Source organism: Methylocystis sp. B8 (genome assembly GCF_005771425.1).
Lineage (GTDB): Bacteria > Pseudomonadota > Alphaproteobacteria > Rhizobiales > Beijerinckiaceae > Methylocystis.
Map to the genome: position 1 here is coordinate 21,177 of NZ_VBTZ01000002.1, position 25,245 is coordinate 46,421.

The 25,245-nt window shown below is 61.8% G+C and carries 26 protein-coding genes; 21 read left to right on the forward strand and 5 right to left on the reverse strand.

All coding sequences use genetic code 11. From position 1 onward, the window contains the following. Positions 1 to 65: 65 nt before the first annotated feature. Both FEV16_RS04950 and tpiA read right to left on the reverse strand, forming a co-directional pair. Positions 66 to 1,151: a hypothetical protein gene (locus FEV16_RS04950; protein ID WP_138166531.1), complete on the reverse strand. Its 1,086-nt coding sequence runs from the start codon at positions 1,149 to 1,151 to the stop codon at positions 66 to 68. An 88-nt stretch (positions 1,152 to 1,239) separates the two neighbouring features. Next, complete coding sequence (gene tpiA, locus FEV16_RS04955) at positions 1,240 to 1,992, reverse strand: triose-phosphate isomerase (RefSeq protein WP_138166532.1); 753 nt, start codon at positions 1,990 to 1,992, stop codon at positions 1,240 to 1,242. A gap of 117 nt (positions 1,993 to 2,109) precedes the next feature. Here tpiA and FEV16_RS04960 point away from each other — a divergent pair, with 117 nt between their 5' ends. From FEV16_RS04960 to arsB, 3 genes are read left to right on the forward strand one after another with little or no spacing between them, the layout of a single operon-like run. Next, positions 2,110 to 2,448 (forward strand): metalloregulator ArsR/SmtB family transcription factor, encoded by a 339-nt coding sequence (locus FEV16_RS04960; RefSeq protein WP_138166533.1) that lies wholly within the window; start codon positions 2,110 to 2,112, stop codon positions 2,446 to 2,448. After that, positions 2,445 to 2,972 carry an arsenate reductase ArsC gene (locus FEV16_RS04965; protein ID WP_138166534.1) on the forward strand — a complete coding sequence of 176 codons (528 nt, stop codon included), beginning with the start codon at positions 2,445 to 2,447 and terminating at the stop codon, positions 2,970 to 2,972. The genes FEV16_RS04960 and FEV16_RS04965 overlap by 4 nt, the downstream gene beginning before the upstream one ends. Before the next feature lie 3 nt (positions 2,973 to 2,975). Continuing rightward, on the forward strand, positions 2,976 to 4,043 hold the full coding sequence (arsB, locus tag FEV16_RS04970; RefSeq protein ID WP_138166535.1) for an ACR3 family arsenite efflux transporter: 1,068 nt from the start codon (positions 2,976 to 2,978) through the stop codon (positions 4,041 to 4,043). A gap of 2 nt (positions 4,044 to 4,045) precedes the next feature. Here arsB and FEV16_RS04975 read toward each other — a convergent pair whose 3' ends face one another. Together FEV16_RS04975 and ppk2 are read right to left on the reverse strand one after the other, a co-directional pair. Then, positions 4,046 to 4,483 carry a hypothetical protein gene (locus FEV16_RS04975; protein WP_246657183.1) on the reverse strand — a complete coding sequence of 146 codons (438 nt, stop codon included), beginning with the start codon at positions 4,481 to 4,483 and terminating at the stop codon, positions 4,046 to 4,048. Positions 4,484 to 4,818: 335 nt separating this feature from the next. Beyond that, complete coding sequence (gene ppk2 / locus FEV16_RS04980) at positions 4,819 to 5,820, reverse strand: polyphosphate kinase 2 (RefSeq protein WP_138166536.1); 1,002 nt, start codon at positions 5,818 to 5,820, stop codon at positions 4,819 to 4,821. A 209-nt stretch (positions 5,821 to 6,029) separates the two neighbouring features. Between ppk2 and FEV16_RS04985 the strand changes: the two genes are divergently transcribed. The 14 genes from FEV16_RS04985 (at position 6,030) to FEV16_RS05055 (ending at position 19,916) form a co-directional block, all read left to right on the forward strand. Further along, positions 6,030 to 7,937: a SurA N-terminal domain-containing protein gene (locus tag FEV16_RS04985; RefSeq protein ID WP_138166538.1), complete on the forward strand. Its 1,908-nt coding sequence runs from the start codon at positions 6,030 to 6,032 to the stop codon at positions 7,935 to 7,937. Continuing rightward, positions 7,934 to 9,463 (forward strand): anthranilate synthase component I, encoded by a 1,530-nt coding sequence (gene trpE / locus FEV16_RS04990; RefSeq protein WP_138166540.1) that lies wholly within the window; start codon positions 7,934 to 7,936, stop codon positions 9,461 to 9,463. Before FEV16_RS04985 ends, trpE begins: the two co-directional genes overlap by 4 nt. Positions 9,464 to 9,511: 48 nt before the next feature. After that, the gene (locus tag FEV16_RS04995) at positions 9,512 to 10,018 is read left to right on the forward strand and encodes a DUF6163 family protein (RefSeq protein ID WP_138166542.1); all 507 of its coding nucleotides are present in this window, start codon (positions 9,512 to 9,514) and stop codon (positions 10,016 to 10,018) included. A 207-nt stretch (positions 10,019 to 10,225) separates the two neighbouring features. Next, a complete protein-coding gene (locus tag FEV16_RS05000; RefSeq protein ID WP_246657205.1) occupies positions 10,226 to 10,726 on the forward strand; it encodes a winged helix DNA-binding protein in 501 nt (166 codons plus the stop codon). 154 nt (positions 10,727 to 10,880) lie between these two features. After that, entirely contained in the window at positions 10,881 to 11,993 is a 1,113-nt protein-coding gene (locus FEV16_RS05005; RefSeq protein ID WP_138166544.1) for a site-2 protease family protein, read from the forward strand. Between the two features lie 50 nt (positions 11,994 to 12,043). After that, on the forward strand, positions 12,044 to 12,658 hold the full coding sequence (locus tag FEV16_RS05010) for an aminodeoxychorismate/anthranilate synthase component II (protein ID WP_138166546.1): 615 nt from the start codon (positions 12,044 to 12,046) through the stop codon (positions 12,656 to 12,658). Between the two features lie 96 nt (positions 12,659 to 12,754). Continuing rightward, positions 12,755 to 13,774 (forward strand): anthranilate phosphoribosyltransferase, encoded by a 1,020-nt coding sequence (gene trpD / locus FEV16_RS05015; RefSeq protein ID WP_138166548.1) that lies wholly within the window; start codon positions 12,755 to 12,757, stop codon positions 13,772 to 13,774. A 119-nt stretch (positions 13,775 to 13,893) separates the two neighbouring features. Next, entirely contained in the window at positions 13,894 to 14,685 is a 792-nt protein-coding gene (gene trpC, locus FEV16_RS05020; protein ID WP_138166550.1) for an indole-3-glycerol phosphate synthase TrpC, read from the forward strand. 626 nt (positions 14,686 to 15,311) lie between these two features. Then, positions 15,312 to 15,791 (forward strand): cyclic pyranopterin monophosphate synthase MoaC, encoded by a 480-nt coding sequence (moaC, locus tag FEV16_RS05030; RefSeq protein ID WP_138166552.1) that lies wholly within the window; start codon positions 15,312 to 15,314, stop codon positions 15,789 to 15,791. A gap of 68 nt (positions 15,792 to 15,859) precedes the next feature. Next, on the forward strand, positions 15,860 to 16,903 hold the full coding sequence (locus tag FEV16_RS05035) for a hypothetical protein (protein ID WP_138166554.1): 1,044 nt from the start codon (positions 15,860 to 15,862) through the stop codon (positions 16,901 to 16,903). Next, the gene (locus FEV16_RS05040) at positions 16,900 to 17,085 is read left to right on the forward strand and encodes a hypothetical protein (protein WP_138166556.1); all 186 of its coding nucleotides are present in this window, start codon (positions 16,900 to 16,902) and stop codon (positions 17,083 to 17,085) included. Before FEV16_RS05035 ends, FEV16_RS05040 begins: the two co-directional genes overlap by 4 nt. Before the next feature lie 8 nt (positions 17,086 to 17,093). Continuing rightward, positions 17,094 to 18,296: a gephyrin-like molybdotransferase Glp gene (glp, locus tag FEV16_RS05045; RefSeq protein ID WP_138166557.1), complete on the forward strand. Its 1,203-nt coding sequence runs from the start codon at positions 17,094 to 17,096 to the stop codon at positions 18,294 to 18,296. Between the two features lie 23 nt (positions 18,297 to 18,319). After that, positions 18,320 to 19,069, forward strand: a complete 750-nt coding sequence (locus tag FEV16_RS05050) for a phosphatidylserine decarboxylase (protein WP_281404842.1) — start codon at positions 18,320 to 18,322, stop codon at positions 19,067 to 19,069. Between the two features lie 7 nt (positions 19,070 to 19,076). Then, positions 19,077 to 19,916, forward strand: coding sequence for a phosphatidylcholine/phosphatidylserine synthase (locus FEV16_RS05055; RefSeq protein WP_138166559.1), 840 nt, complete (start codon positions 19,077 to 19,079; stop codon positions 19,914 to 19,916). Between the two features lie 63 nt (positions 19,917 to 19,979). Here the strand turns inward: FEV16_RS05055 and FEV16_RS05060 are convergent, their stop codons facing one another. Continuing rightward, complete coding sequence (locus FEV16_RS05060) at positions 19,980 to 21,200, reverse strand: alpha/beta hydrolase (RefSeq protein WP_138166560.1); 1,221 nt, start codon at positions 21,198 to 21,200, stop codon at positions 19,980 to 19,982. 204 nt (positions 21,201 to 21,404) lie between these two features. Between FEV16_RS05060 and pqqB the strand changes: the two genes are divergently transcribed. The 4 genes from pqqB to FEV16_RS05080 all read left to right on the forward strand — a co-directional run bounded on the left by pqqB (position 21,405) and on the right by FEV16_RS05080 (position 25,146). Beyond that, entirely contained in the window at positions 21,405 to 22,334 is a 930-nt protein-coding gene (gene pqqB / locus FEV16_RS05065) for a pyrroloquinoline quinone biosynthesis protein PqqB (protein ID WP_138166561.1), read from the forward strand. After that, complete coding sequence (gene pqqC, locus FEV16_RS05070; RefSeq protein ID WP_138166562.1) at positions 22,331 to 23,101, forward strand: pyrroloquinoline-quinone synthase PqqC; 771 nt, start codon at positions 22,331 to 22,333, stop codon at positions 23,099 to 23,101. The genes pqqB and pqqC overlap by 4 nt, the downstream gene beginning before the upstream one ends. Next, positions 23,094 to 24,566, forward strand: coding sequence for a pyrroloquinoline quinone biosynthesis protein PqqE (gene pqqE / locus FEV16_RS05075; protein ID WP_138166563.1), 1,473 nt, complete (start codon positions 23,094 to 23,096; stop codon positions 24,564 to 24,566). Before pqqC ends, pqqE begins: the two co-directional genes overlap by 8 nt. 175 nt (positions 24,567 to 24,741) lie before the next feature. Next, positions 24,742 to 25,146, forward strand: coding sequence for a flagellar export protein FliJ (locus FEV16_RS05080; RefSeq protein ID WP_138166564.1), 405 nt, complete (start codon positions 24,742 to 24,744; stop codon positions 25,144 to 25,146). The last annotated feature ends 99 nt before the right edge of the window (positions 25,147 to 25,245 follow it).

A 25,245-nucleotide genomic window follows, 5' to 3' on the forward strand; every position in this document is an offset into this window, starting at 1 on the left:
ATCGCCTCATTCGTTGGAGTAGTCAGGCGCCGCGCTTATATCGGGCGGTCAGCGAGGCGGCAAGCCTACATCGCCTCGGCCTTTTCCACTTCCCCGCTTTGTGGCGCAGGCCGGAACCTCGTCGCTGGATCATTGCGATCGATGCGCCAATTCGGATGGTGGAAATGCAGGACGCGATCGCCGTTATAGGAAACGACGGCGTTGTCGAAGGTAATTGCGCCAATCCGCCGCCAATTGCGGAACGTCCCCTTCTTAAACCCGGTAATGCCGGTCACTTCGCCATCCTCGGTGACTTCGATGGCGAACACGATTTTGCGCTTGGGCATCGGATCGCCTTTGTCGAACATCATCGCGAGCAATTCGTCGCGTGAATCGAGTCCCTCTCCTTCAATCCGCGGATGGTCCGGCGTGAGCTTCAAACGCATGAAACGCGGCGCGCGGGTTGGAAGGTCACGAGGCTTGCCGAGCTCGGCGATCTCGTGGAGCTGCCGCTCAGTCGGATCCTTATCGGTGATCGCGAAGACGACGCCCGCGGTCATGACGATTGGCGAGGTCGACCAATCATTCGAAAGCGTGACGTTCGGCGCATTGACGAAATCGACGTCGTTGATATGGCGCGTCGACGCGCCGACGATGTCGTCGATCGTGAAGAAATTCGCCGTCTGCAACGGCTCCTTATGGTTTGGGTCTGTGGTGGGGAAGAGCTTGCCGGCGATGCCCTGCCCGCGCGGCTTGCCGCGCTGCACAGCGCCGCCGTTGGAATAGCGCGCGACGATCAGCGCCTTGCTGCCTTTCTGGAAATAGCCGGTGTAGTCGCTCTCCTCGGTGATTTCCCAAAGTCCCGTCAGAACGACGCCCCAGGGATGCACGATGCGTCTGAAGCCCTTCCCGTCAGGCCCCCACCTAAGATCGCTACGCGCATCGACCGATCGCTCGGCGGCCTGCGTCAGGTAGTGCCTCCCCCTCCACAGCACGCGCAACATGTCTAGAAAGGTGGGCATCACGAAGGGGAGCGGCGGCTCCCCAGGCGCGCCCCAGACCTTTTGATAGGGATTGGCGAAAACTGCCTCACGAACTTCGCTAAATCGCGAGCCGGGATAGACGCGATCTGCGTCAACCAGCTCGATGACGCCAAAATCATTCGGGTCCATGCGATGCCCCTTTATCCAATCAATTTCGAAAAAGCCGTGCTCCTCTAAACGGCGACTTTATCGGCCATGATCTGATTGTCCAGCTTGCTCAGCGATAGGCGTTCGCGATGCCGATGAAATCTTTGGCTGATAGACTAGCGCCGCCTACAAGAGCGCCGTCGACATTTGGAACGCTCATCAACTCGCGAGCGTTCGACGGTTTCACAGAGCCGCCATAGAGAATGCGAATGTCCGCGCTCTTGCCGCCGCCGAGCCGGGCTTCGATGCGCTCGCGCGCGAAGGCGTGCATTTCGGCGACGTCATCGACGGTCGGCGTCAAGCCTGTGCCGATCGCCCATACGGGCTCATAGGCGACGACGATATGTCTTGGGGCGTCGGCGGGGAGGGAGCCGTCGATCTGCGCGCCGACGACGCTCAAGGCTTCGCCCGCCTCCCGCTCTGCGCGCGTTTCCCCAACGCAGATGATCGGCGTAAGCCCGGCGCGCAAAGCCGCGGCCGCCTTCGCCTGTACGTCGGCGTCGGTTTCGCCATGATCCGAACGGCGCTCGCTGTGGCCAACGATGACATAGGACGCGCCGGCGTCTTTCAGCATTTCCGCGGAAATGTCGCCCGTGTGGGCGCCGCTGGGCGCGGCATGGCAATCCTGGCCGCCGAGGCCTATCCCTCCCCCCGCCGCGATATCGCGCGCAAGCGCTATCAGCGTGGCCGGCGGGCAGACAATGAGCTCAGCGCGCCCGCGCAGCGCGTCGTCATAGGCGGCGTCCATTGCTTTGATCTCGGCGAGCGAGCCGCGCAGCCCGTTCATTTTCCAGTTTCCAGCGACGAGCGGGCGTCGGGTCATCGAAGCGCTCCTGACGTTCAGGATGGGGTAACACGGCGAAGGGCAGCCACAATGCGCCCGGCGTAGCTTGGCGGGCAATGTCATTGCGCCGTCATTTATTTCGATATATCTGGAATTATGGAAATAGAAGCCGCTCTCGCTTGTCTTGCCGCGCTTGCGCAGCCAACGCGCCTAGAGGCCTTCCGTCTGCTCGTCCGGCATGAGCCCGAGGGGCTCCCCGCCGGCGACATCGCACGCACGCTCTGCGTCCCGCAGAATACGCTCTCCGCCCATCTCAACGTCTTGTCTCAGGCGAAGCTCGTGCTGAGCGCGCGCGCGGGCCGCAGCATCGTCTATCGGGCCGATCTTGCGCGGCTCAATGCGCTGGCGCGCTTTCTTGCCGAAGATTGTTGCGGCGGCGCGACGTGCGCGCCGGCCGACTCTCTTGCAGCCATCAAATGTGAGTCTCACGAATGACGGACAGGATTTATAACGTGCTGTTCCTCTGCACCGGCAACAGCGCGCGTTCGATCATGGCCGAAGCGCTGCTGCGCGCGCGCGGCGGAGGCCGGTTCAACGTGTTTTCAGCCGGCAGCCACCCCAAGGGCGCGGTCAATCCATACGCGCTCAAGACGCTGGAGACGATGGGTTTTCCTATTGAAGGCTATCGTTCGAAAAACTGGGACGAGTTCGCCGGACCAAATGCGCCGCGCATGGATTTCGTCTTCACCGTCTGCGACAGCGCGGCGGGCGAGGCCTGCCCCGCCTGGCCCGGTCAGCCGATGACCGCGCATTGGGGCATAGAAGATCCGGCGGCGGTGGAGGGAAGCGACATAGAGAAGCAGCGCGCCTTCGCCACCGCCTTTCGCTATCTCCGCAATCGCATCGATCAATTCTGCGCCATTCCGCTGCATCGTCTCGATCGGCTCGCCATCAGCTGCCGCCTGCGCGAGATCGGCGAGATGGACGGCGCAACCTCACGAAACGCCGTCGCGGAGTAAGCCATGACCATCTTCGAACGTTATCTTTCGCTCTGGGTGGCGCTCTGCATCGTCGTCGGCGTCGCGCTCGGCCATTTTCTGCCGGGCGTTTTTCACGCAATCGGCGCGATGGAGATTGCGAAGGTCAATTTGCCTGTCGCCGCGCTCATCTGGCTGATGATCATCCCGATGCTGATGAAAATCGACTTCGCCGCGCTTGCCGAAGTCGGCCGTCACTGGCGCGGGATTGGCGTGACGCTCCTCGTCAATTGGGCTGTAAAACCCTTTTCAATGGCGCTGCTCGGATGGGTTTTCATCGGCTATCTCTTTCGCCCCTATCTGCCTGCAGATCAGATCGACTCCTATATCGCCGGCCTCATCCTGCTCGCGGCCGCGCCTTGCACCGCCATGGTGTTCGTCTGGTCGAATCTCACCAAAGGCGAACCGCATTTCACGCTGAGTCAGGTCGCGCTCAATGACGCGATCATGATCGTGGCTTTCGCGCCGATCGTGGGCTTGCTGCTTGGACTTTCATCGATCGTCGTGCCGTGGGACACACTGTTTCTCTCTGTCGTCCTCTACATCGTCGTTCCGGTGATCATCGCCCAGATCGCGCGCAAACGGCTGCTCGCCACAGGGGGGCAAAAAGGTCTCGCCCAGACGCTCGCGCGGATCGGCCCGGCGTCGCTCATCGCGCTGCTCGCGACGCTGGTATTGCTCTTTGGTTTTCAGGGAGAACAGATCATCCGGCAGCCGGCGATCATCGCCATGCTCGCGGCGCCGATACTGATCCAGGTCTATTTCAACGCCGGGCTCGCCTATCTCCTCAATCGCTCAGCGGGAGAGGCGCATTGCGTGGCCGGCCCTTCGGCGCTGATCGGGGCGAGCAATTTCTTTGAACTCGCGGTCGCGGCGGCGATCAGCCTCTTTGGCTTTGATTCCGGCGCCGCGCTCGCCACTGTCGTCGGCGTCCTAATTGAAGTTCCGGTGATGCTAAGCGTGGTCTGGATCGTTAACCAGACCAAAGGTTGGTATGAGCGCGGAGCGCTTCGATCGTCCGATCGAGTCTCCGCGCCAATTGACCTACCTTGAGCTTAGCAGAGGCGGTAGCCGTACGCCGCAAGCTGACGGCCGGTGATGCGCAGCATCGGGCCCGGCGCCTGATTGCCGTGGCGGTGGACGTGGGCCAGGAAGGCCTGACGCAGCGCGGGCTTATAGTGCGCGGCAAAGACCGCGGTCATGCGCGGATCGACGACGCCCCCCTCGGGACCGCCAAACCAGGGCGCATGGAAGCCGAAGACCGCGCCTTCGGAAACACATGAGTTATGGGCCGCCAGATAGAGCGTGCACGAGGAATCGCATTCGGTCGGACCGATTCTGATTTGCTCGCCCCGAGCTTCCGCCCTGGCAAGCCTGGCTTGATATTGCTCCACGCGTCCGCCGTAGTCAGGGCGCATGACATCAAAGGCGTTCGCGGGCGTTGTCAAAAGGACAGCCGTCATCATTCCTGCAAGACCGAGAGATCGCAGCATAGGAGTTCCTTTTTGGGGCGCTCGTATGGTGGCGGCTGTGCCGCCGAATGGCTGTCAGGGCTCAGTCGACCGAGCGCTTGTCTCGGGCCCTTCGGGAAGGGGAAGGGCTCCACTCACGCCTCTTCCAGCTTCAGCGTCCCATTAATAAACAAGCGTTATCTGAAGAGCAAGCGGGGCCTTAACTTTGTGGTTAAATTTTTTTGAAGAAAGGGCTTGTCGAGACTCGCACACGCCCTAAATGGCTTCGGCTCGACAATTGGAATGCGCGCGCTTTTTGCAACGCGCGACCTATGCAGAACAAGCCTGTCGGATTTAAGGCGCCTTGAGCGTTAGCGTTAGCGTTTCCGCTTCTTCTCGACATCCATTGCAAGCGACTTGCCCAGGATGTGCTCGTCGCGGCCGATGACATGGGCGCTGGAGCCGACGATGAGCGGATCGGGCCCGTGTACGACGCTATGGTCTTTGTTCGGATAATCGAGGCTCGCGAGAAAGTGCTGCATGCAATTTAATCGCGCGCGCTTCTTGTCGTCCGATTTGATCACGATCCAGGGCGCGTCCGCCGTATCGGTGAAGAAGAACATCGCCTCCTTCGCTTCGGTGTAATCGTCCCATTTGTTCATCGACGCGCGATCGATCGGCGAGAGCTTCCACTGCTTCAGCGGATCGTTCATGCGCGACCGGAAACGGCGCTGCTGCTCTTCGCGCGTCACCGAAAACCAGTATTTGTAGAGACGAATGCCGGAACTGACGAACATGCGCTCCAGTTCCGGACATTGGCGCATGAAGTCGAGATATTCATTCGGCGTGCAAAAATTCATCACACGCTCGACGCCGGCGCGATTGTACCAGGAGCGGTCAAAGAAAACGATTTCGCCGTCCGCAGGCAGATGCTGGATGTAACGCTGGAAATACCACTGGGTTCGCTCGCGCTCGGATGGCTTCTCCAGGGCGACAACCCGCGCGCCACGCGGATTGAGATGCTCCATGAAGCGCTTGATGGTGCCGCCCTTGCCGGCCGCGTCGCGACCTTCGAACAGCATGACGATGCGTTGGCCCGTCTCCCTCACCCAGCTTTGCGCTTTTAGGAGTTCCACTTGGAGAAGCTCCATGTGCCGCAGATAGACCTTCTCGCTCAGGCGAGTCTTGTAAGGAAATTCACCGGACTCGAACGCCTTGCGGATCGCCTCGGAATCGGCGCGCAGGCGGCGGACATCCTGGTGCAGCGCATGGGGGCGCCCAGCGTGCTCGACCCCTCGAAGGAGGGTGGGCTCAGCCTCGACTTTCGTGACGGGAGCATCTGCGCCAGCCTTCGTGGCGGCCTCGGCAGTTTCGTCCATCAATCAACTCCCATTCTTCTGCCCGGCGGCTCAGCCGCGGCTTCGGGTCGTCGGCGACACTGCAAGCTTCCGAAATACAAAAGCAATACCCTATTTCGACGCGTCAGCGGGCTAAACTCAGGCGCATTGCCACGCGCCCGCCCCCTCCCTATAGTCCGCCGCCAAAAGCCGGGGAACCGGCTCAAACGCACCCAAGGAAAGCAAGACTCATGTTGGAAGGCCTGCGCGTCGCTTCGCAGAACTGGATCGGTCGCGCCATTATGGCGCTGGTGATGGGCGTCATCGTCATCAGTTTCGCGATCTGGGGCGTCGGAGATGTGTTTCGCGGCATGACAACCCAGCGGCTCGCCCGCGTCGGCAGCGGCGAAGTCTCAGTTGAAGCCTACCGCAACGCTTATCAGGACGAGCTTCGCCGCATCCAGCAGCGGATGCGGCGCGCGATCACCAATGAAGAGGCGCGTCAGTCGGGACTGGACCTCCAGATTTTGGAGCGTCTCGTCACAGAGGTCGCACTCGATCAGAAGGCGCGCCAGCTCGGACTGGCGGCAAGCGACGAAACCACCCAGCGCTTGCTTGCTTCCGAAAAAGTGTTTCAGGGGCCAGATGGCAAATTCGACGCGGCGCGCTTCAAACAGATCGCTAACGACGCCGGCTACACGGAGCGCGGCTTCGTCGCCGATCAGAAGAACGCCTATCTCCGCAAGATGATCACTGACATCGTCGTCGCTGGAGTGGAACCGCCAAAATTGATGCTCGAGGCGATTCATCACTTCCGCAACGAGTCGCGGACGATCGATTACGTCATTTTGCCGCCTTCGCTGGTCAGCGCGGCGCCGGCGCCCTCTGACGAGGAGCTGAAAAAATACTTCGACGAGCGAGAGCAAACCTTCCGCGCCAAAGAGTATCGCAAACTGACGACGCTCGTCGTCAGCGCTTCTGCGATCGGGAAGCCCGAAAGCGTATCTCCCGAAGACGCGCGCAAGCTTTACGACGAAGTGAAGTCGAAGCGCTATGGAACGCCGGAAAAGCGAGAGGTCCGGCAGATCGTCTTCAAGACCGACAAGGAAGCTGAAGAAGCGCTCGCGAAGCTCAAAGCGGGGGCCGATTTTGACGCGCTCGTCGCGGAGCTGAAACTCAATCCAAAAGACGTGAACCTGGGACTCGTCGAGCAGCGTGATTTTGGCGATGCAAAGGTGGGCGCCGCCGTTTTCGCGCTTCCGCAACCGGGACTGACCGAGCCGGTTCATACGCCATTTGGCGCCGTTGTATCTCAGGTCAAAAGCATCAGCCCCGCAGTCTACAGCAAGACTTTTGAACAGGCGGAGCCCGAACTGCGCGCCGAAATCGCCGCGCAGCGCGCGACGCCTGAAGTGCGTAAGCTCCACGAGGCGATTGAGGATCAGCGCGCGTCAGGCAAGACGTTATCGGAAGCCGCAAAAGCCGTGGGCTTGGAGACGAAAGTCTATGACGCCGTCGACGACGCCGGCAATGACCGCGACGGCAAGGCGATCGCCAACCTTCCGGCGGGACCGGACCTCGTGAAGGCGGCGTTTGCTTCGGACGTCGGCGTCGACAACGACACCGTCGCGACGCGCGACGGCGGCTATGTCTGGTATGAGGTCAACGGCATCGAGCCCGCTCGACAGAAGACTTTTGACGAGGTGAAGCCGGCCGTCGCCGACGCTATGCGAACTGATGCGGCGCAAAAGGCGCTCGCCGCCAAGGCCGACGAAATTGTCGCGAAGCTGAACTCGGGCCAGCCGATCGAAGAGGTCGCCAAAGAGCTCGGCGTTAAGGTCCAGCGCGCCAATGACGTGAAGCGCGAAGCGCGTCCAGACTTCAATAACAACGTCATCGTTCAATTCTTCGACGTTGCGCCGCGCAACGCCGGCTCCATCGTCGTCGACAACGGGCGCTTGGTGTTTTTCGTGCGTGACTCGACGACTCCCGTTTTCGATCCGAACTCAATCGAATCGAAGACGATCGCTCAGCAACTCAAGCCGGCGTTTTATAACGACCTGCTGGAGCAATATGTCGGCGGTCTCGAGAAGGCGCTCGGCGTCGACATCAATCAGCGGGCGCTCGAAGCCGCGACCGGAGCGGAACGCGACAGGTGACCGGCGCGCAGTTCGAGCCTGACTTCGACGCCTTTAGCGCCGATTACGACGCTACTCGGCCCCAGCTCGTCATAACCCGGCTGGTCGCCGATCTGGAAACGCCCGTCTCAGCTTATCTCAAAGTCACACGCGACCGGCGCGGGCCCGCCTTCCTGCTCGAGTCGGTCGAAGGCGGCGCCGCCCGCGGCCGCTATTCGATGATCGGCCTCGACCCCGACGTGATTTTCCGCGCCGTGGGCGACAAGGCGGAAATCAATCGCGCGGCGCTCGACGATGCCGCCGCCTTTACGCCCTGCGACGCGGCGCCGCTTGTCGCCTTGCGTCAGCTCATCGCCGAGTCCGCCGTTCCCCTGGCGGCGGGGATGCCGCCCATGGCGGCGGGAGTCTTTGGCTATCTCGGCTACGAGATGGTGCGCCAAATGGAGCGCCTCGGGCCGGCCAAGGAAGACAGAATCGGCGCGCCCGACGCACTTCTGGTGCGTCCGACCGTGATGATCGTCTTCGATACGGTTCGCGACGAAATATCCATCGTCACACCCGCTCGGCCCAAAGCCGGCGTCGCGGCGAAGGCGGCCTATGAGGTGGCGCTCGCGCGTCTCGACAAGATCGTTGCGACGCTGGAGGCGCCGCTTGAGCATCCGGAGAGCGGCGCGAATGCACAGCTTCTCGCCGACCAGCCAATTTCCAATACGCCCGAGCCCCGTTTTCTTGAGATGGTTGAGCGGGCGAAGGAATACATTCGCGCCGGCGACATCTTTCAAGTCGTGCTGTCGCAGCGCTTCACCGCGCCCTTCGCTTTGCCTGCCTTCGCGCTCTATCGCGCCCTACGCCGGGTGAACCCGGCGCCCTTTCTCTGCTTTCTCGATTTCGGCGAATTCCAGATCGTTTGTTCGAGCCCCGAAATCCTCGTGCGCGTGGCCGACGGCAAGGTGACGATCCGTCCGATCGCCGGCACGCGCTGGCGCAGCGACGTGAAGGCGGAGGACGAGCGTCTTGCGGCGGATCTCCTCGCTGACGAAAAGGAGCGCGCCGAACATCTGATGCTGCTCGACCTCGGCCGCAATGACGTCGGCCGCGTCGCAAAGACTGGCACAGTGCGCGTCACTGACAGTTTCACGATCGAACGCTACAGTCACGTGATGCACATCGTCTCCAACGTCGAAGGCGAGCTTGACGCGCGCCACGACTGCATTGACGCGCTCGCTGCGGGTTTTCCTGCCGGCACCGTCTCAGGCGCGCCGAAAGTCCGCGCGATGGAAATCATCGACGAACTCGAAACAGACAGGCGCGGCATCTACGGCGGCTGCATCGGCTATTTCGGCGCTGGCGGGCAAATGGACACCTGCATCGTGCTGCGCACAGCGATCGTGAAAGACGGCAAGATGCATGTGCAGTCGGGCGCCGGCGTGGTCTACGACAGCGAACCGGAATATGAACATCGCGAATGCGTCAACAAGGCGAAAGCGCTGTTTCGCGCGGCCGAGGAAGCGGTTCGCTTTGCAACCCGCTCGCGACGCGGGCAATAGCGGCTTTCGTAAAAGCGCACGGGCGTAGAAAAGGCGGCGGCGCATCTGATGGACGGCCCAACGATCTACGACGACGGCGACGATCCCTATCGCGCCATCCGCGTTGGCGAGCCCAATGGCGGCGACGCCGCGAAATGGGGCGTGTTGCTCTCGCGTTTTATGCGCATCGTCGCCTTGTTTTGGCTTGTGCAAGGCTTGATGCAGTGGCGGATCATCCTTGCCGCTGATCGCTCCATCTTTGAAACCATGCCGCAGAGCGCGGCTTTCGCCGTTATCTTTTTTGCGGTGCTGGATCTCATCGCCGGCGTGGGCCTGTGGCTCGCGACGCCCTGGGGCGGCGTGTTGTGGCTGCTTGTTGCAAGCGCGCAGATTTTCTTAACGCTCAGCATGCCTGGCTTCTTCATGGGCGGCTATTGGCTCATCGGCGTCAACGCCGTGCTGATCGCCATGTATTTCGGACTGACCTTTGAAGCCGGACGCGACGTCGAGGCGCAGCGCATGCATGAACGCCGCCGGCGCCGCAGATTCGACAGAAAGCCGCCGCAACCCTCTTAAACCGCAAGCTCTGTTAGAGGAGCATTAGCGTAAATCGAATCTTTAAGTTCATCTCTCATTCACCGCAAACAGGCCTTTCGCGGTAAACGCGCGATTCAGGCTATTGTTTAAACTGCCTTTCATCTGCCTCGATCTAATTTGATCTCATCGAACGCCGATCAAGAGATGCATGACGCATCCGCCGTGATGGAGAAGACGATGAGCGCCATGACCAATACCGCCCCTCGGGCCCGCGAGGATCGCGCCAGCGAGATCCAGCCCGTCTATCTCGAAGCGCTCACGCTCGTCGAACGCCTTCATCGCCGTCTGCTCGATGTCGTCAAGGACGAATTCGACCGCCGGGATCTCGGCGAGGTCAATTCCGTGCAGGCGCTGCTGCTCTATAATATTGGCGACAAGGAATTGACCGCGAGCGAGTTGCGCACGCGGGGCTACTATCTCGGCTCTAATGTTTCGTACAATGTCAAGAAGCTGGTCGAGATGGGCTATATGCATTACGCCCGCTCACGGCTTGATCGCCGTTCCGTGCGCATCAGCCTGACCCCGAAGGGCAAAGAGATTCACGACATCATATCGAAGCTTTACGAGAAGCACGCGCAAACGGTCGAACAGATCGGCGGCGTCTCCTGCGACGAGTTTCGCAGCCTGAACACGTCGCTTTCGCGGCTGGAGCGCTTCTGGACCGATCAGGTCCGTTATCGGCTCTGACGCGACCTCTAGGTTCTTCGTCTTCGCCTTCTGTCGCATCTATCGCCGGCAAGCACGCTCTTGCCGGCCTTTTTTCGTTTTGCGCCCGCGACCTAGCGCAAACGGCCTGTCGGTCCTATTTTACCCGCAGTTAACCACAACCGCGAGATGCCCAATGCGATGGTCCGTCACGATCGGCTCCTTCATGGGCACCGCCGTGCGCATTCACATCACCTTCCTGCTGCTTTTGGGCTGGATCGCTTTTGCGGCGTACCAGCGCGGCGGGGCCGTCGCGGCTCGCGACAGCGTTTTGTTTATCGTCGCGATTTTCATCTGCGTCGTGCTGCATGAGTTCGGGCATATATTGACCGCGCGACGGTTCGGGATCGTATCGCCGGTGATCACGCTGCTGCCGATCGGCGGCGTGGCCGACATGGAAAAGATGCCCGACAAGCCTGGACAGGAGCTGCTGATCGCGCTGGCGGGTCCGGCGGTCAACGTCGTGATCGCGATTTCACTGATGCTTTTTGTCGGCGCCGTTGACGTCTCGAACGCAATCAAGATCGGCGATCCTTCCACGAATCTGTTGGAGCGCCTTGCGGTGGTCAATATTTTCCTGGCCGCGTTCAATCTAATTCCCGCCTTTCCGATGGATGGCGGCCGTGTGCTGCGCGCCGCTCTGTCGATCTGGATGGGCAAGGAGCGTGCGACGCGCATTGCAGCGCTGATCGGTCAGGGCTTCGCTTTTGTACTGGGTTTCCTCGGATTGTTCGGAAATCCGCTGCTCCTGTTCATCGCGATTTTTGTCTATATCGCTGCCGCCGGCGAAGCGCAGATGACCACGATGGCAGAGGCGGCCCGCGGTCTAAAGGCCGCCGATGCAATGGAGACGCGCATTGCTGTGATTGACCGCGGCTCGAGCATACGTGAAGCGGTCGACATCCTCCTGGCGACGTCCCAAGACGAATTCCCGGTCGTCGACGCCTCACGCCGTCTGAGCGGCTTCCTGTCCCGTTCGAACATCATTGAGGCTTTGCGGGCCTCCGATCCCGGCGCGCCCGTCGCGCCCTTCATGAGGCGCGAAACGGCGACGATCGATGTTCGCGACACGATCGACGCCGCGATGCCCAAGCTCACAGGAGGAGAGGCGGTCGGCGTAACAGACGCGGAGGGGCGACTGCTGGGGCTTCTGACCCGCCAATCGCTCGCCGAAATCATGATGATCAAAGAGGTCCGGCCGGACTGGCGCTTCTCGCCGCGCAACGACAGCCCTCCCACGGTTGCCTAAGCCCGCCCATCGGCCTATTGCACTGTCAAACCGGCGCCGACCCCAAGCCAATGTCCAACGTCACCCTCATTGATAATTACGACAGCTTCACCTTCAATCTGGTCCACTATTTCGGCCAGTTGGGCGCGAACGTCACCGTACACCGGAACGACGCCGTTTCGGTCGCCGAGGTATTGGCCGGCGGCCCCGACGCGATCGTGCTGTCGCCGGGTCCATGCACGCCGCACGAAGCGGGCATATGCATGGAACTGATCTCGGCCGCCGCCGAGACCGTGCCGATCTTTGGGGTCTGTCTCGGCCATCAATCGATCGGCGAGGTTTTTGGCGGCGACGTCATTCGCGCGCCCCTGCCGATTCACGGCAAGATGGCGACGATCCTGCACCACGGCGACGCCGTCTTTCGAGGCATTGAAGGACCTTTCCAGGCGACGCGCTATCATTCGCTGATCGTCAGCCGCGACACCCTTCCCGACTGCCTTCGGATCACCGCCGAGACTCCGGACGGGCTCATCATGGCGCTATCGCACAAGACGCTGCCGACGCATGGCGTGCAGTTCCATCCCGAGAGCATCACCTCGCAGCACGGCCATAAGATCTTGCAGAACTTTCTCGACTTGGCGCGAGAATGGAACGAGGGACCGCGTCGCCGCGAGAAGGCGGCGTGACGAGGCGAGTAGTGAATAGTAAGTAGTGAACAACATGAAGAAATGGACTTCCATTCACTATTTGCCACTGACTGCTCACTACTCACTATTCCTCACATGACCGACTTCAAATCATACATCGCTGTGCTCGCCTCGGGCGCGCCGCTGGCGCGCGATGAGGCAAAGGCTGCGTTTTCTCTGATTTTCCAGGGCGAAGCCACGCCAGCGCAGCTGGGCGCCTTTCTCATGGGTCTGAGACTGCGCGGAGAGACGCTCGACGAAATCATCGGCGCTGCGGAAGCGATGCGCGCCGTGATGACGCCGGTTGAAGCGCCGCTTGGCGCAATCGATATTGTCGGGACCGGCGGCGATGGCGCCGGCACCTACAACATTTCCACTCTGGCCGCGATCATTGCCGCGGCCGCCGGAGCGATCGTCGCCAAGCATGGCGGCAAGGCGGCTTCGTCGCTGTCAGGCGCGTCCGACGTGCTCGGCGAACTCGGCGTCAAAGTTGGAATTTCTTCAAACGCAGCCGCCTCATCGCTGCGAGAGGCCGGAATTTGCTTTATGGCCGCGACGACGCATCATCCTGCCATGCGCCACGCCGCAACGGTGAGAAGCGAGCTCGGCGTCCGCACGATCTTCAATTTGCTTGGTCCGCTGTGCAACCCGGCGAGGGTTGAGCGGCAAACGATCGGGGTCTTCTCACGCGACTGGTTGGAGCCCTTAGCCCGCGCGCTCCGCGAGCTCGGCGCCAAGCGCGTCTGGTTGCTGCATGGCAGCGATGGGCTCGACGAGGCGACGACGACGGGCGTGACCCATGTTGTAGCGCTCGAAGACGGTCAAATCCGCGCCTTTGATTTCTCGCCTGAGGATGCGGGATTGCCTCGCACGACGACGCAAGAGCTTGTCGGCGGCGATGCGGCGCATAACGCAAGAGCGCTGCGCGCGGTTCTTGAAGGCGCGAAAAACGCCTATCGAGACGTCGCCGCGCTCAACGCTGGGGTGGCGCTGATCGTCGCCGGACGCGCCGCGAATGTGCGCGAGGGCGTGGCGCTTGCCGAGGCGGCGCTCGATTCCGGCGCAGCGCGGGAGAAGCTCGACACCTTGATCCGCTACTCCAATCGAGAGGCCTGAGAAGCTTCCCGATCAGGATAGGATTGCGCCCGTTTATCGGCTATCCATGAGGCGCACTCGCTTATGAAACCCGAAATCCAAGCGAGGGCGATTATCAGGCTTTCGCTACAGGCGAGCAGATGACCGATATTCTCAGAAAAATCGAAGCTTACAAACGTACGGAGATTTCCGAGGCCAAGGTGCGCATGCCCTTCGCGACGCTCGAGCGCAATGTGCGCGACCATGATCCGCCGCGCGGCTTCGTCCATGCGATCGAGCAAAAACTGAACGAGCGACGCATTGCGCTTATCGCCGAAATCAAAAAGGCGAGCCCGTCAAAGGGGATCATCCGGTCGGACTTCGATCCGCCGAAGCTGGCGCGCGCCTATGAAGCCGCCGGCGCAGCCTGTCTTTCGGTGCTGACGGATACGCCCTCCTTCAAAGGAAGGCTCGAAGACCTGGAAGCCGCGCGGAAGGCGACGCATCTGCCCGCGCTGCGCAAGGATTTCATGTTCGATCCTTACCAGGTCTATGAGGCGCGCGCTTACGGGGCGGATTGCGTCCTCATCATCATGGCGGCTGTCGACGACGACGAAGCACGGGCGCTGAACACCGCTGCACATGATCTGCGCATGGACGTGCTCGTAGAAGTGCATAACGAGATGGAGCTTGATCGAGCGTTAAAGCTGGAGACTCGTCTAATCGGAGTCAACAATCGCGACCTCCGCGACTTCAACGTGTCGCTTGAAGTGAGCGAGCGGCTCGCGGAGCGCATTCCACGCGACAAGATCATTGTCGCCGAAAGCGGAATTGCCACGCATCAGGACTGCCTGCGTCTGGAAAAGTCGCACATCTTTACATTCCTCGTCGGCGAGAGTCTTGTGCGTCAGGAGGATGTTGAACGGGCGACGCGGGAGCTACTACAGGGGTGACGCGCAGCATGCGAACGCGGCGCACACAGAGGCGCGCCGCTTTGTTCTTTTTAGATGATCAGCAGAAGCCAAAAAGAATGATTGTCTTCACCGCGCTTCCGTTGACATAAATCGTCGCCTTGAGTCCTGTCGGAATGAAGCTTCCGCATGTCTGCGCACAGACCTTGATTGAACCGCCGACGGGAATTGAGATCGGCAATTTCACGCAAAAGTTGCCGTAGATGGGGATGTTGAAACAGACTTGAGCGTTTGTGGATTGTAGCTTGCGCCAACGCAGACAGAAAGGGCCAGGGCCTGAACGCCCCCCAAATCCGCCTGCGCGCCGAAACGCGTGACTTCGGCCTGCGCGTCTGGCGCCGCCGCCCCGGTAAAACCAGCGGCAGTAAAATCGGGCACATGATCATTTGACATGGTTGTTGATCCTTTACAATTACATTGGGACATCTATTCCCCCTATGTCGTTGATGCGCGATAACCACTTGAAATTAATTAACTATATTGAATTATGGCTGCCGCGCACCACTGTGACAGTCTTGCAAGACTGGACAGCAAGAAGAGAATACTCGACGCTATTAATGAATGCAACTTAAGGTTGTATTTATGACGATCAAAAAAGAGGCGCCGCTATGACCAAACTGACTCATCTTACGTCGTCGGGCGAAGCGCATATGGTCGATGTGTCGGCGAAGGCCGAAACGTCGCGCGTGGCGCGAGCGCACGGCCGAGTGCTGATGGCGCGCGAAACCTTGCGTCTCGCCGTCGAAGGTCAGGCCAAAAAGGGCGATGTCTTCGGCGTCGCCCGCATCGCCGGAATCATGGCGGCGAAGAAGACAAGCGAGCTCATACCGCTTTGCCACCCTCTTCCCTTGTCGAGCATATCGATTGAGATCGCGCCTGATGAGGCGCTGCCGGGCCTGCGCGTCCTCGCTGAGGCGTCAGTCACCAGCAAGACCGGCGTCGAGATGGAGGCGCTGACCGCCGTCTCGGTCGCATGTCTGACCATCTATGACATGCTGAAAGCGGTCGACCGCGGCATGCGCATCGAAGGCGTCGAACTCATCGAAAAGCGAGGCGGCAAGTCCGGCGACTGGCGCCGCGGCGAATAGTTCGACTTCGGCCGCAAGGCTAGATATCGTAACCGCCGACATATTTTATGATTGGTGGAGGCGCCGCCATGCGGCATTTTATTTTCGTCTTTGCGCTGCTGTTCATGAGCGCGCCAGCGCTCGCTGACCGGGCGAGCGACTGCCGGCGCCAGTGCGGCGACGATGCGGCCTGCTATCGCGGCTGCATGGGTTATTCTTACCGTCCATCCTATTATGGCTACCCATCCGGTGGAGGCGGCCATCCGCACGCCTATCGGCGCGCGCCCTCCTCGCTCAGTGCGCCAAGAACGGCGCCCCAAGCAAATGCGCCAAAAGCCGAGCCGCCAACGATTGCCCCGAGAGCAGAGCAGCCAACGATTGCTCCGCGAGCAGAGCCGCAAGCGCCGAAAGCGCAGCGACCGGCCGCCTCGCGCAGCAGCGACAGGAGTGCGGCGGCGCGGCCAAGCATTCTTGGAACCGCATATGACTTTCTTTATGCGCCCGGCGCGGAGACGGCGGGCTACGGCCTCTATTCCTATGTGATCGTGCCTCGGCCCAGCGACCGCGCCGTCGCCTTTCTCCGCGAACTCGTGGGCCGTTTTCCGGCGGCGTCGGACGTTGCGGAGGCAAAACAGCGGATCAACGTCCTCTATATACCGACCAAGGCCGGCGCCCGCGGCCAGGCTGCCTTTCCAGCGGATGTCGAGTCCGCGGCCATCAAGACCTTTCTCGACAAGAACTACGATTTCGCCTTGGCGCAGCGCCTCCTGTTCCATTTGTGCGACAAGCCGGCGCCAGCGGTCGCGCAGCTGTGCGAGAACGATCTTTCCGGCGGTCCCTATATCCTCACCTACGCGACCAAGATCAGCGATCTTTCGCCCTTGCCGCCGCCCTTCCTATTCGTCGATCTCACCAACGTGCGTCCGCGCGCCTTTCCGCTGTTCGTCGCCGCCTATGCCGCTCAGGTGAAACGTCCAGAATTCTCGGATGGCGCGCGCCTTGCTGACTTCCATCTGCAGCTCGCGAATATTGTCTTGACCGCCGCGGACTGGGTGCAGCCTGTGAGCGCGGCGGTCGCGGACATCGCGCACTTTGCCGAGGCCAAGAAGAGCGACGGAGAGGCGCCCAAATGAAATTGTCGCTTCCTCAAGTCATCGCCGTTTTTTTGCTGGCGATTGCTCTTGGCGCGGCGTTCTCCTTTGCTTATCCCGGCGTCGACATCGACGCGGCCCTTGCGACAGTCATCGTGCTCATCGCCCTCGCAGGCGTGAGTCTCGTGGCGTTCATCTACCGCCGCGTTGCGAACCGGGGATAAGGTTTCGGGTGGATAAGCTTCTTACAGTTCCCGACGCGCTCACACGCGTGCTCGCGGGCGCTTCGCGCCTTGGCGAAGAATCGGCGCCGCTCGCTCAGGCCCGAGGCCGCACTCTGGCCGCTGACCTCGTCGCGCGCCGCACTCAGCCGCCCGTCGCCGTCTCGGCCATGGACGGCTTTGCCCTGCGCGCCGCGGATCTCGCCGCCGGGCCGCTGCGCATCGTCGGCGAGAGCGCCGCAGGCCACAGCTATGGAGCGGCGCTTCGGGCCGGCGAAGCCGTGCGCATCTTCACCGGCGCGCCAGTGCCGCAAGGCGCAAATGCGATATTGCTGCAAGAAGACGCCCGCGTCGCCGACGGCGTGTTGACGGCAAGCGCCCCGCCCGGTCCTCATATCCGTGAAGCCGGCCTCGACTTTCGCCAAGGCGCGGTCGCGCTCGCCGCCGGCGTGCGGCTCGGCCCCGCCGAACTCGCGCTCGCGGCAGTGATGAACCATGCTTCGGTTCAAGTCGCCCGCCGCCCGCGCGTGGCCATCATCGCTTCAGGGGATGAACTTGTGCCGCCAGGCGCGGAGCCCGGTCCCGCGCAGATCATCTCATGCAATAATCTGGCTGTCGCCGCCATCGCCGAAGAGGCCGGCGCTGAGGTCGTCGATCTCGGCATTTTCCGCGACGATCTTGCAGAACTCGAACGCGGCATCGGCCTCGCCCGCGAGGCGCGCGCGGACGTTCTGGTGACGCTCGGCGGCGCGTCGGTCGGCGATCACGATCTGTTGCGTCCGGCGCTCGCTCGCCAGGGCATGTCGCTCGACTTCTGGAAAATTGCGATGCGCCCGGGCAAACCCCTGATCCACGGGGCGCTCGGCGAAACACACATTCTCGGCCTTCCCGGCAATCCGGTCGCTTCTTTTGTCTGCGCGTTGGTGTTTCTCGAGCCTCTTCTTCGTGCTCTACAGGGCGACCCGGACGCCGGCGCGGATCGTAGCGAGACGGCGATCGCAGGGAGTGATCTCCCCGCCAACAAGGGGCGGCGCGACTATATGCGCGCGCGGCTCTCGACGGGTGAAAACGGGCGGCTCGTCGCGACGCCGCAGCCGCTGCAGGATTCCTCGCTCCTCACAGAATTGGCGCAATCCCAAGCGCTGCTGATCCGCGAGCCGGACGCGCCGGCGGCGGCGAAAGGCGATCCCTGCCGCATCCTTCGGCTGCCCTGATCCCACGACGCGCGTTCGTGACTTTGGCGCCGCAACATGGCAAAGAACGCGCGCGCCACGTAAAGCAGGCCCGCATGTCGATCATCGATTCCGTCCGCAAGTCGCTCGTTCCGATCCATCCGGAAGGCTATGTCTTCATTGCCGGTTTCGCGGTCGTGGCTTTTCTGCTCGATTGGCTGTCGCCGACGCTCGGCTGGATCGGTTTTATCGCCACAGCCTGGTGCGCCTTTTTCTTCCGCGATCCCCAACGGATCACGCCGCTGCGCGAAGGACTGGTCGTGTCGCCCGCCGACGGCGTCGTGAGCGCGGTCGGTTTCTTCCTGCCGCCGGCCGAACTCGGACTCGGCGCCGAGCCGATGCAGCGCATTTCTGTCTTCATGAGCGTATTCGACGTGCATGTGAATCGCGCGCCCATCACCGGCCGCATATCGAAAATTGCCTATAAGCCCGGCCTCTTTCTCAATGCAGACCTCGATAAGGCCAGCGAAGACAATGAGCGCAGCGGCATGGTCATCGACGCCCCTTTCGGCCGCTTCGGCGTGGTGCAGATTGCGGGACTGGTCGCTCGGCGTATCGTCGGATTCGTCAAGCAAGGCGAACAGATCGGCGTGGGCGACCGCTTCGGCCTCATTCGCTTCGGCTCCCGCGTCGACGTCTACATGCCGTCATCGGCGCGGCCCATGGTGGCCGTCGGTTCGCGCGCCATCGCCGGCGAGACGATACTCGCCGACATGACAGCGGGCGCCGCGGCGCTGACATTCAAGGCAGGTTGAACAAGCCATGGCCGATCCCTTCTTCTCCGGGCGCGATGCGCAAGAGGGATCCCTGACGCCCTCCGAACGGCGCCGGCTGCGTTTCCGCAACATTCCCTTGCGCATCGTTCTGCCCAATCTCGTCACGCTGCTCGCACTGTCGATGGGATTGACCGCGATCCGTTACGGAATCGAAGGAAGGTTTGAGACCGCCGTCACGGCGGTGATGGCGGCGGCGGTGCTCGACGGCTTGGACGGCCGATTGGCGCGGGCGCTCAAAGGCACTTCGCGCTTCGGGGCCGAGCTCGACTCGCTGTCGGATTTCGTCGATTTCGGCGTCGCGCCCGGCCTGCTGCTGTATCTATGGACCTTGCATGAAATCAAAGGACTCGGCTGGTTCGCCGTGCTCGTCTTCGCCATCGCCTGCGCGCTGCGCCTCGCGCGCTTCAATGTGATGATCGACGATCCGACAAAGCCGGCCTGGCACGCGGAATTCTTCGTGGGCATGCCGGCGCCGGCGGGCGCAGTGACGGTGCTATTGCCGCTCTATCTGCATTTCTCTGTTTTGGAGCTCCCGGCCTCCAAGGCGCTGACGCCCTTCTACATCGTCTATGTGCTGGGCATCGCCTTTCTGATGGCGAGCCGTATCCCGCACTTCTCCGGCAAGCGCATCGGGCGCATACCGCGCGATCTGGTGATTCCCGTGCTTTTCGGCGTGGGCGTTACGGCGCTGCTGCTGGCGATCTATCCGATGGAGTTGCTCGCTGTGCTGAGCGTCGCTTTCCTCGCCGCCATTCCGCTTAGCGTGCGGCGCTACAACAGGCTCGCGAAAGCCGAGGCGGATAAGGCGGCGCCGACAGAGGCGTAACGGCCAGGTAGCGGCCATAAAATCAAAAACGATCTTTGCGGTCGCGGCAGCGAAAAGGCAATCTCACCGTGCGGCGAGCGGCGCCAGCGGCTGGGTTTCGACCTTTTGATTGAGCGGCGCAGGCGCAGCTTCGGTAGAGGCTGCGCCGCGCGCATCGATCACGGCCTGCGTCTCGGCCTCCGCCGGGCGCGGCGCCGTCAACTGCGCGCCAATCTTTCGCACAACGTCGGGCGCTTCGGCGAACGCGCCATGACCGACGAAATCGGTTGAGAAAGACGAAATATCGTGCACGGCGACGCCGAGCCGATCGAGCTCCGCCTTGTCTTCAGCACTATTCGGATTCATGGCGCCCACTCGCGGGCGGTCGCCGGCGATACGCGAGGAGAGCGACAGCGCGCGATCATTGCTGGCGACGAAGATCGAGACATGCCGAGGATCGAGGCGCGCCACCTGCTGACGGAAAACATTGAGATCGATGTCGGGCGCCGCCAGCATGACTTCGCCAAGCTTGCCGTCGAGATCCGCATGGCCGGACTGCGCGACGCCGCGCAGCGTCTCCATCGTCAGCCACGCGCCCATCGAGTGAGCGAGCACATGTATGCGGCCGACCCCAGGCGTGTGCGACAGATCGATGATGAGCTTCTCGAGCGCGTCGCGCGAAACAGTAGCCGCTTCCTTGTCGGACTCATAGTTGAAGAGCCCGCCTCGGGAATTCCAGGCAAAGAGCGCGGGAACGCCGGAGAAGCGCCCGTCCGCGACGATCTGCGCCAGCCGATAACGCGCGTCGTCGGCGCTGGTGTTGAAGCCGTGCACGTAAAGCAGCACGTCGCGCGAATTGCCGATGCGGCCGGAGACATGCGAGGCGACCTCGCCGCAAAACTCCTGCTCATCCATATTGCGCTTCGACAGCACCGTGAAATGGCGCCGTCGATCGGCGCCGCCGAAGCTCGGCCGTTCAACATTTCCGGCGTGATGATTGAGCGGAACGCCGATCGACGTCAGCGAAAAATGCGCGCGGCCGTCATCCGCCGCGCCTTCAGAGCGTCGGGTCGAAGCCACGAAAATGGCGACGTTCGCCGGCTCTCCCTGGGGTCCGGCGACGAGAGAGACGGCGTTGTTCACATGGCCATCAACCATGCGCATGCCATCAGACACGCAGCCTGCAAGCGACGCCGCAGCAAGAAGCGCGCATAAGCGCGTGAGCATGTTCATCAAAAAGTTGCGCAAATTGTTTGGCTCGATCCGGCGTCTGTTCAAGACATCGACGCGCTTCGACTGAGGCATCAGCCTCTCCCTAATCTCTTTTGCCCTGAGAAAGCGACCAAAGCGGGGCGAGACGCCCGTCTCAATAGGGAAAAAGTCTCGATATTTCATGTAGCCCGCGCAAATCGGTCGCACTTGCGCGAATGCTGACCACCTGCGCATAGTGCCAAGAAAATAACGTAAGGGAGACCCGACGGCGGAGCAGCCGCAATGTCGGAAACACTAATGCGAATCAAGGTCTTGGGATCGGGCGCCGGCGGCGGCTTTCCGCAATGGAACTGCAATTGCGCCAATTGCCGTGCGGTCCGCGCAGGAACGCCCGGCTTTATGGCCCGCACGCAGTCCTCCTTGGCGGTCAGCGCCAATGGCGAAGACTGGTTGCTGCTCAACGCCTCTCCCGATCTGCGCCAGCAAATCTCAGCGACGCCCGAGCTTGCGCCGAGCTCCGACAATGGCTTGCGCGCGAGCCCGATAAAGGCCGTGGCGCTGACAAATGGCGACGTCGATCACGTCGCCGGTCTTCTCAACATGCGCGAAGCGCAGCCGTTCAGCCTCTACGCAGCGGGGCGCGTTCTCGATGCGCTTGGCGCCAATCCGATCTTCACGATACTTCAAACTCAGCTCGTGCCGCGTATCGAACTGCGCATGGACGAGACCGTCGCCGTTAGCGGCGCTGGGCTGGACCTCGGGCTCGCGATCCGGGCCTTTCCCGTTCCCGGCAAAATCGCGCTCTACCTTGAAAACGCCAACGCGCCGAACTTCGGCACGAGTGCGGGCGACACGCTCGGGCTCGAAATTATCGAAACCGAGACCGGCGAGTCGTTCTTCTACATTCCGGGCTGCGCAAAGCTCGACGGGCCGCTCACTGAACGGCTTCGCGGCGCTTCGCTCGTCTTCTTCGACGGCACGCTCTTCCACGAAAACGAGATGATCGAACAGGGCCTGCTCGGCAAAACCGGTTCGCGCATGGGCCATATCAACGTTAGCGGCGAGGACGGCTCCATCGCCGCCTTCGAGCCGCTCGACGTGAAGCGCAAGATCTACGTGCACATCAACAATTCTAATCCGCTTCTCAACGAGTTTTCGAGCGAATACGCGACTGCGCAATCGGCCGGCTGGGAAATCGGCGAAGATGGCATGGAGGTCGACCTGTGAACGAGATCGTAGCTATTGACTGGCGCGAGGCTGCGCCGCTCACCCGCAACGAATTCGAAACCGCGATCCGCGCCGTCGGCGCAGAGCGCTATCACGACAAGCACGAGTTCCATAAGCTGCTGCACGGCGGCAAGCTCAAGAAGGAGCAGGTCGCCGCCTGGGCGCTTAACCGTTATTGTTACCAGGAGGCGGTGCCGCGCAAGGACGCCGCCTTTATGAGCCGCGTCCATGACCGCGAACTGCGTCGCGAATGGATACATCGCATCCATGATCACGATGGACTGGGCGAAGAAGGCGGCGGCATCGAGCGCTGGCTGGTTTTGACCGATGCGCTCGGCTTCTCGCGCGACTACGTCACCTCTCGCCGCGGCGCCCTGCCCGCGACCAAATTCGCTGTCGAAGCCTATGTGCGCTACGTCGTCGAGCAGCCGCTCACAGTCGCGGTCGCGTCTTCGCTGACCGAACTCTTCGCGCCGTCGATCCACCGTGAACGCATCGCCGGAATGCTCGAAAACTACGATTTCGTCGACGACCATGTGATGGCCTATTTCAAGCGCCGGCTGACCCAGGCGCCGCGCGATTCCGAATTTGCGCTCGGCTATGTGCTCGACAACGCCAAAACCCGCGCCGAACAGGAGGCCTGCGTCGGCGCCGTTCGGTTCAAATGCGACGTCTTGTGGGCGCAGCTCGACGCATTACATCACGCCTACGTCACGCCCGGACTGATCCCGCCCGGCGCCTGGCGGCCAGGGGAAACAAATGTCTGAGGCGCACGCCGCGCGGTTCGTGATCGGCCTTGACTCGCGTCCGGCCTTCACGCGTTACGCGCGGCTGCACGAAGACCGCGCGCGGTCCCGAACGGTCATTCTCGCGCCCGAGCGCGCCTATGAGCTCGATCCGATTGGGCTCATCGTTCTGCGCGCGATCGACGGCGTAACGCGCGTCGCCGATCTTTGTGCGCGGCTTGCGCAGCAATATGCGGCGCCGATCGAAATCATCACGCGCGACGTCACGACGCTGTTGCAAGGGCTCGCGGACAAACGGCTGCTGCGCGACGGGCCGGATGAGTATTCGGCGCCCGCGCCTTCGGCCTTCGCGAGTTCAATCGCGCCATTTGCGGGCGGGCCCGCGGGACTGCTCGCCGAACTCACCCATCGCTGCCCGCTGCAATGTCCCTATTGTTCCAATCCGCTTGAACTCGAGCGCTCGAACGTTGAGCTCACCGCCGACGAATGGGGCGAAACTTTTCGTCAGGCGGCGTCGATCGGCGCACTGCAGCTGCATCTTTCCGGCGGCGAACCGACCGCACGACGCGATCTTGAAGAAATACTGGCGCATGCGGTCGACGCGGGCCTCTACACCAATCTCGTCACCTCCGCCGTACTGCTCACGCGCGAGCGCTTGCAGCGTCTCGCCGAGATCGGCCTCGATCACGTGCAGGTTTCCATACAGGATGTCGTTCCAGAGAGCGCTGACCGCATCTCAGGCTATCAGGATGGCGTCGCCAAAAAGCGCGACGTCGCGCGCTGGACGCGCGAATTCGGCATGGGATTGACGATCAACGCGCCAATGCACCGGCAGAACATCGCGCATCTGCCGCAGATCATCGATTTCGCCGTCGAGGTCGACGCGCAGCGCATCGAGATCGCGCATATTCAATATTACGCCTGGGCGCAGATGAATCGCGCGGCGCTCATTCCGACGCGCGAAGCCTTCATGGAAACGGTCGGAATCGTGGATGAGGCAAAGAAGCGTCTCGCCGGCGTGTTGAATTTTGATTTCGTCATCCACGACCATTACGCAAAGCGACCGAAGGCCTGCACGGGCGGCTGGGGCCGATCAATCATGGCGGTGACGCCGTCAGGCAAGGCCCTGCCCTGCCACGCGGCGCAGACCTTGCCGGGACTGACCTTCGACGACGTGCGCGAGAAACCGCTCGGCGACATCTGGCGGCTTGGCGCGGCGTTCAACGCGTTCCGCGGCACGGAGTGGATGAAGGAGCCTTGCCGTTCCTGCGACCGCCGCGAAATCGATTTCGGCGGCTGCCGCTGCCAGGCTTTCGCGATCGCCGGCGACGCGACAGCGACGGACCCCGCCTGCCATCTCTCTCCTGACCATGCGCGCTTCGCCGCTTACGCGGAAGTCGAATCGCACGCGCCCGCGCCGGACTTCATCTACCGCCGTTATGGCGGCGCCGCGGCGTCAACGGCGCGCGCCAAAGAGCCGGCGTAAACCTATCGCTACGCCGCGCGAGGGTCGTCGCGCCCCGCGCTTGAGATCGGGCGCAGGGGCAGCCAACAAAAAATTCAAGCCGGTAAGAAAAGAGCAACTTCCGCGAGGCATATTAAGGCCCGTCTCGCGGAGTTAAGAATTTGTTTCGCATAAGTGGCGTAACGGAGTTTGTCGCATGAAGTCGCGGGATACGCTTGTCCGTCTGAAACGTTTTCAGGCTGAGGAAAAACGTCGGCGCGTCGTCCAGCTCAATACGATGATCGGCGAATTCACGCGCATGGCCAATGAACTCGATCGCGAGATTGGCCAGGAAGAGCGGCGCGCCAACATCAACGACCCCAATCATTTCGCCTATCCGACCTATGCGCGAGCGGCGCGCACGCGACGCGACAATATCCTTGCGTCAATCGGCGAACTACGCGGGCAGCTTGAAGAGGCTGAAGCGCAGTTCAAGGAGGCGAGCGAAGATTTCGCCAAGGCGCAAAGCCAGGAGGCGCGGGATCGCGGCGCCGAGCGCATGATCGATGTGGTCGCCGAGCGGCGCCATGCCGAGATGCCGGAGGCGTTTCGCCGCGCCTAGAGCGCTTCCCGATCACATGGAATCATGTGATCGATAAGGAATCGCTCAAAATCAGAATGTTGGAGCAGGTTCTCATCGAAAAAGACTGTCAACTTTTTC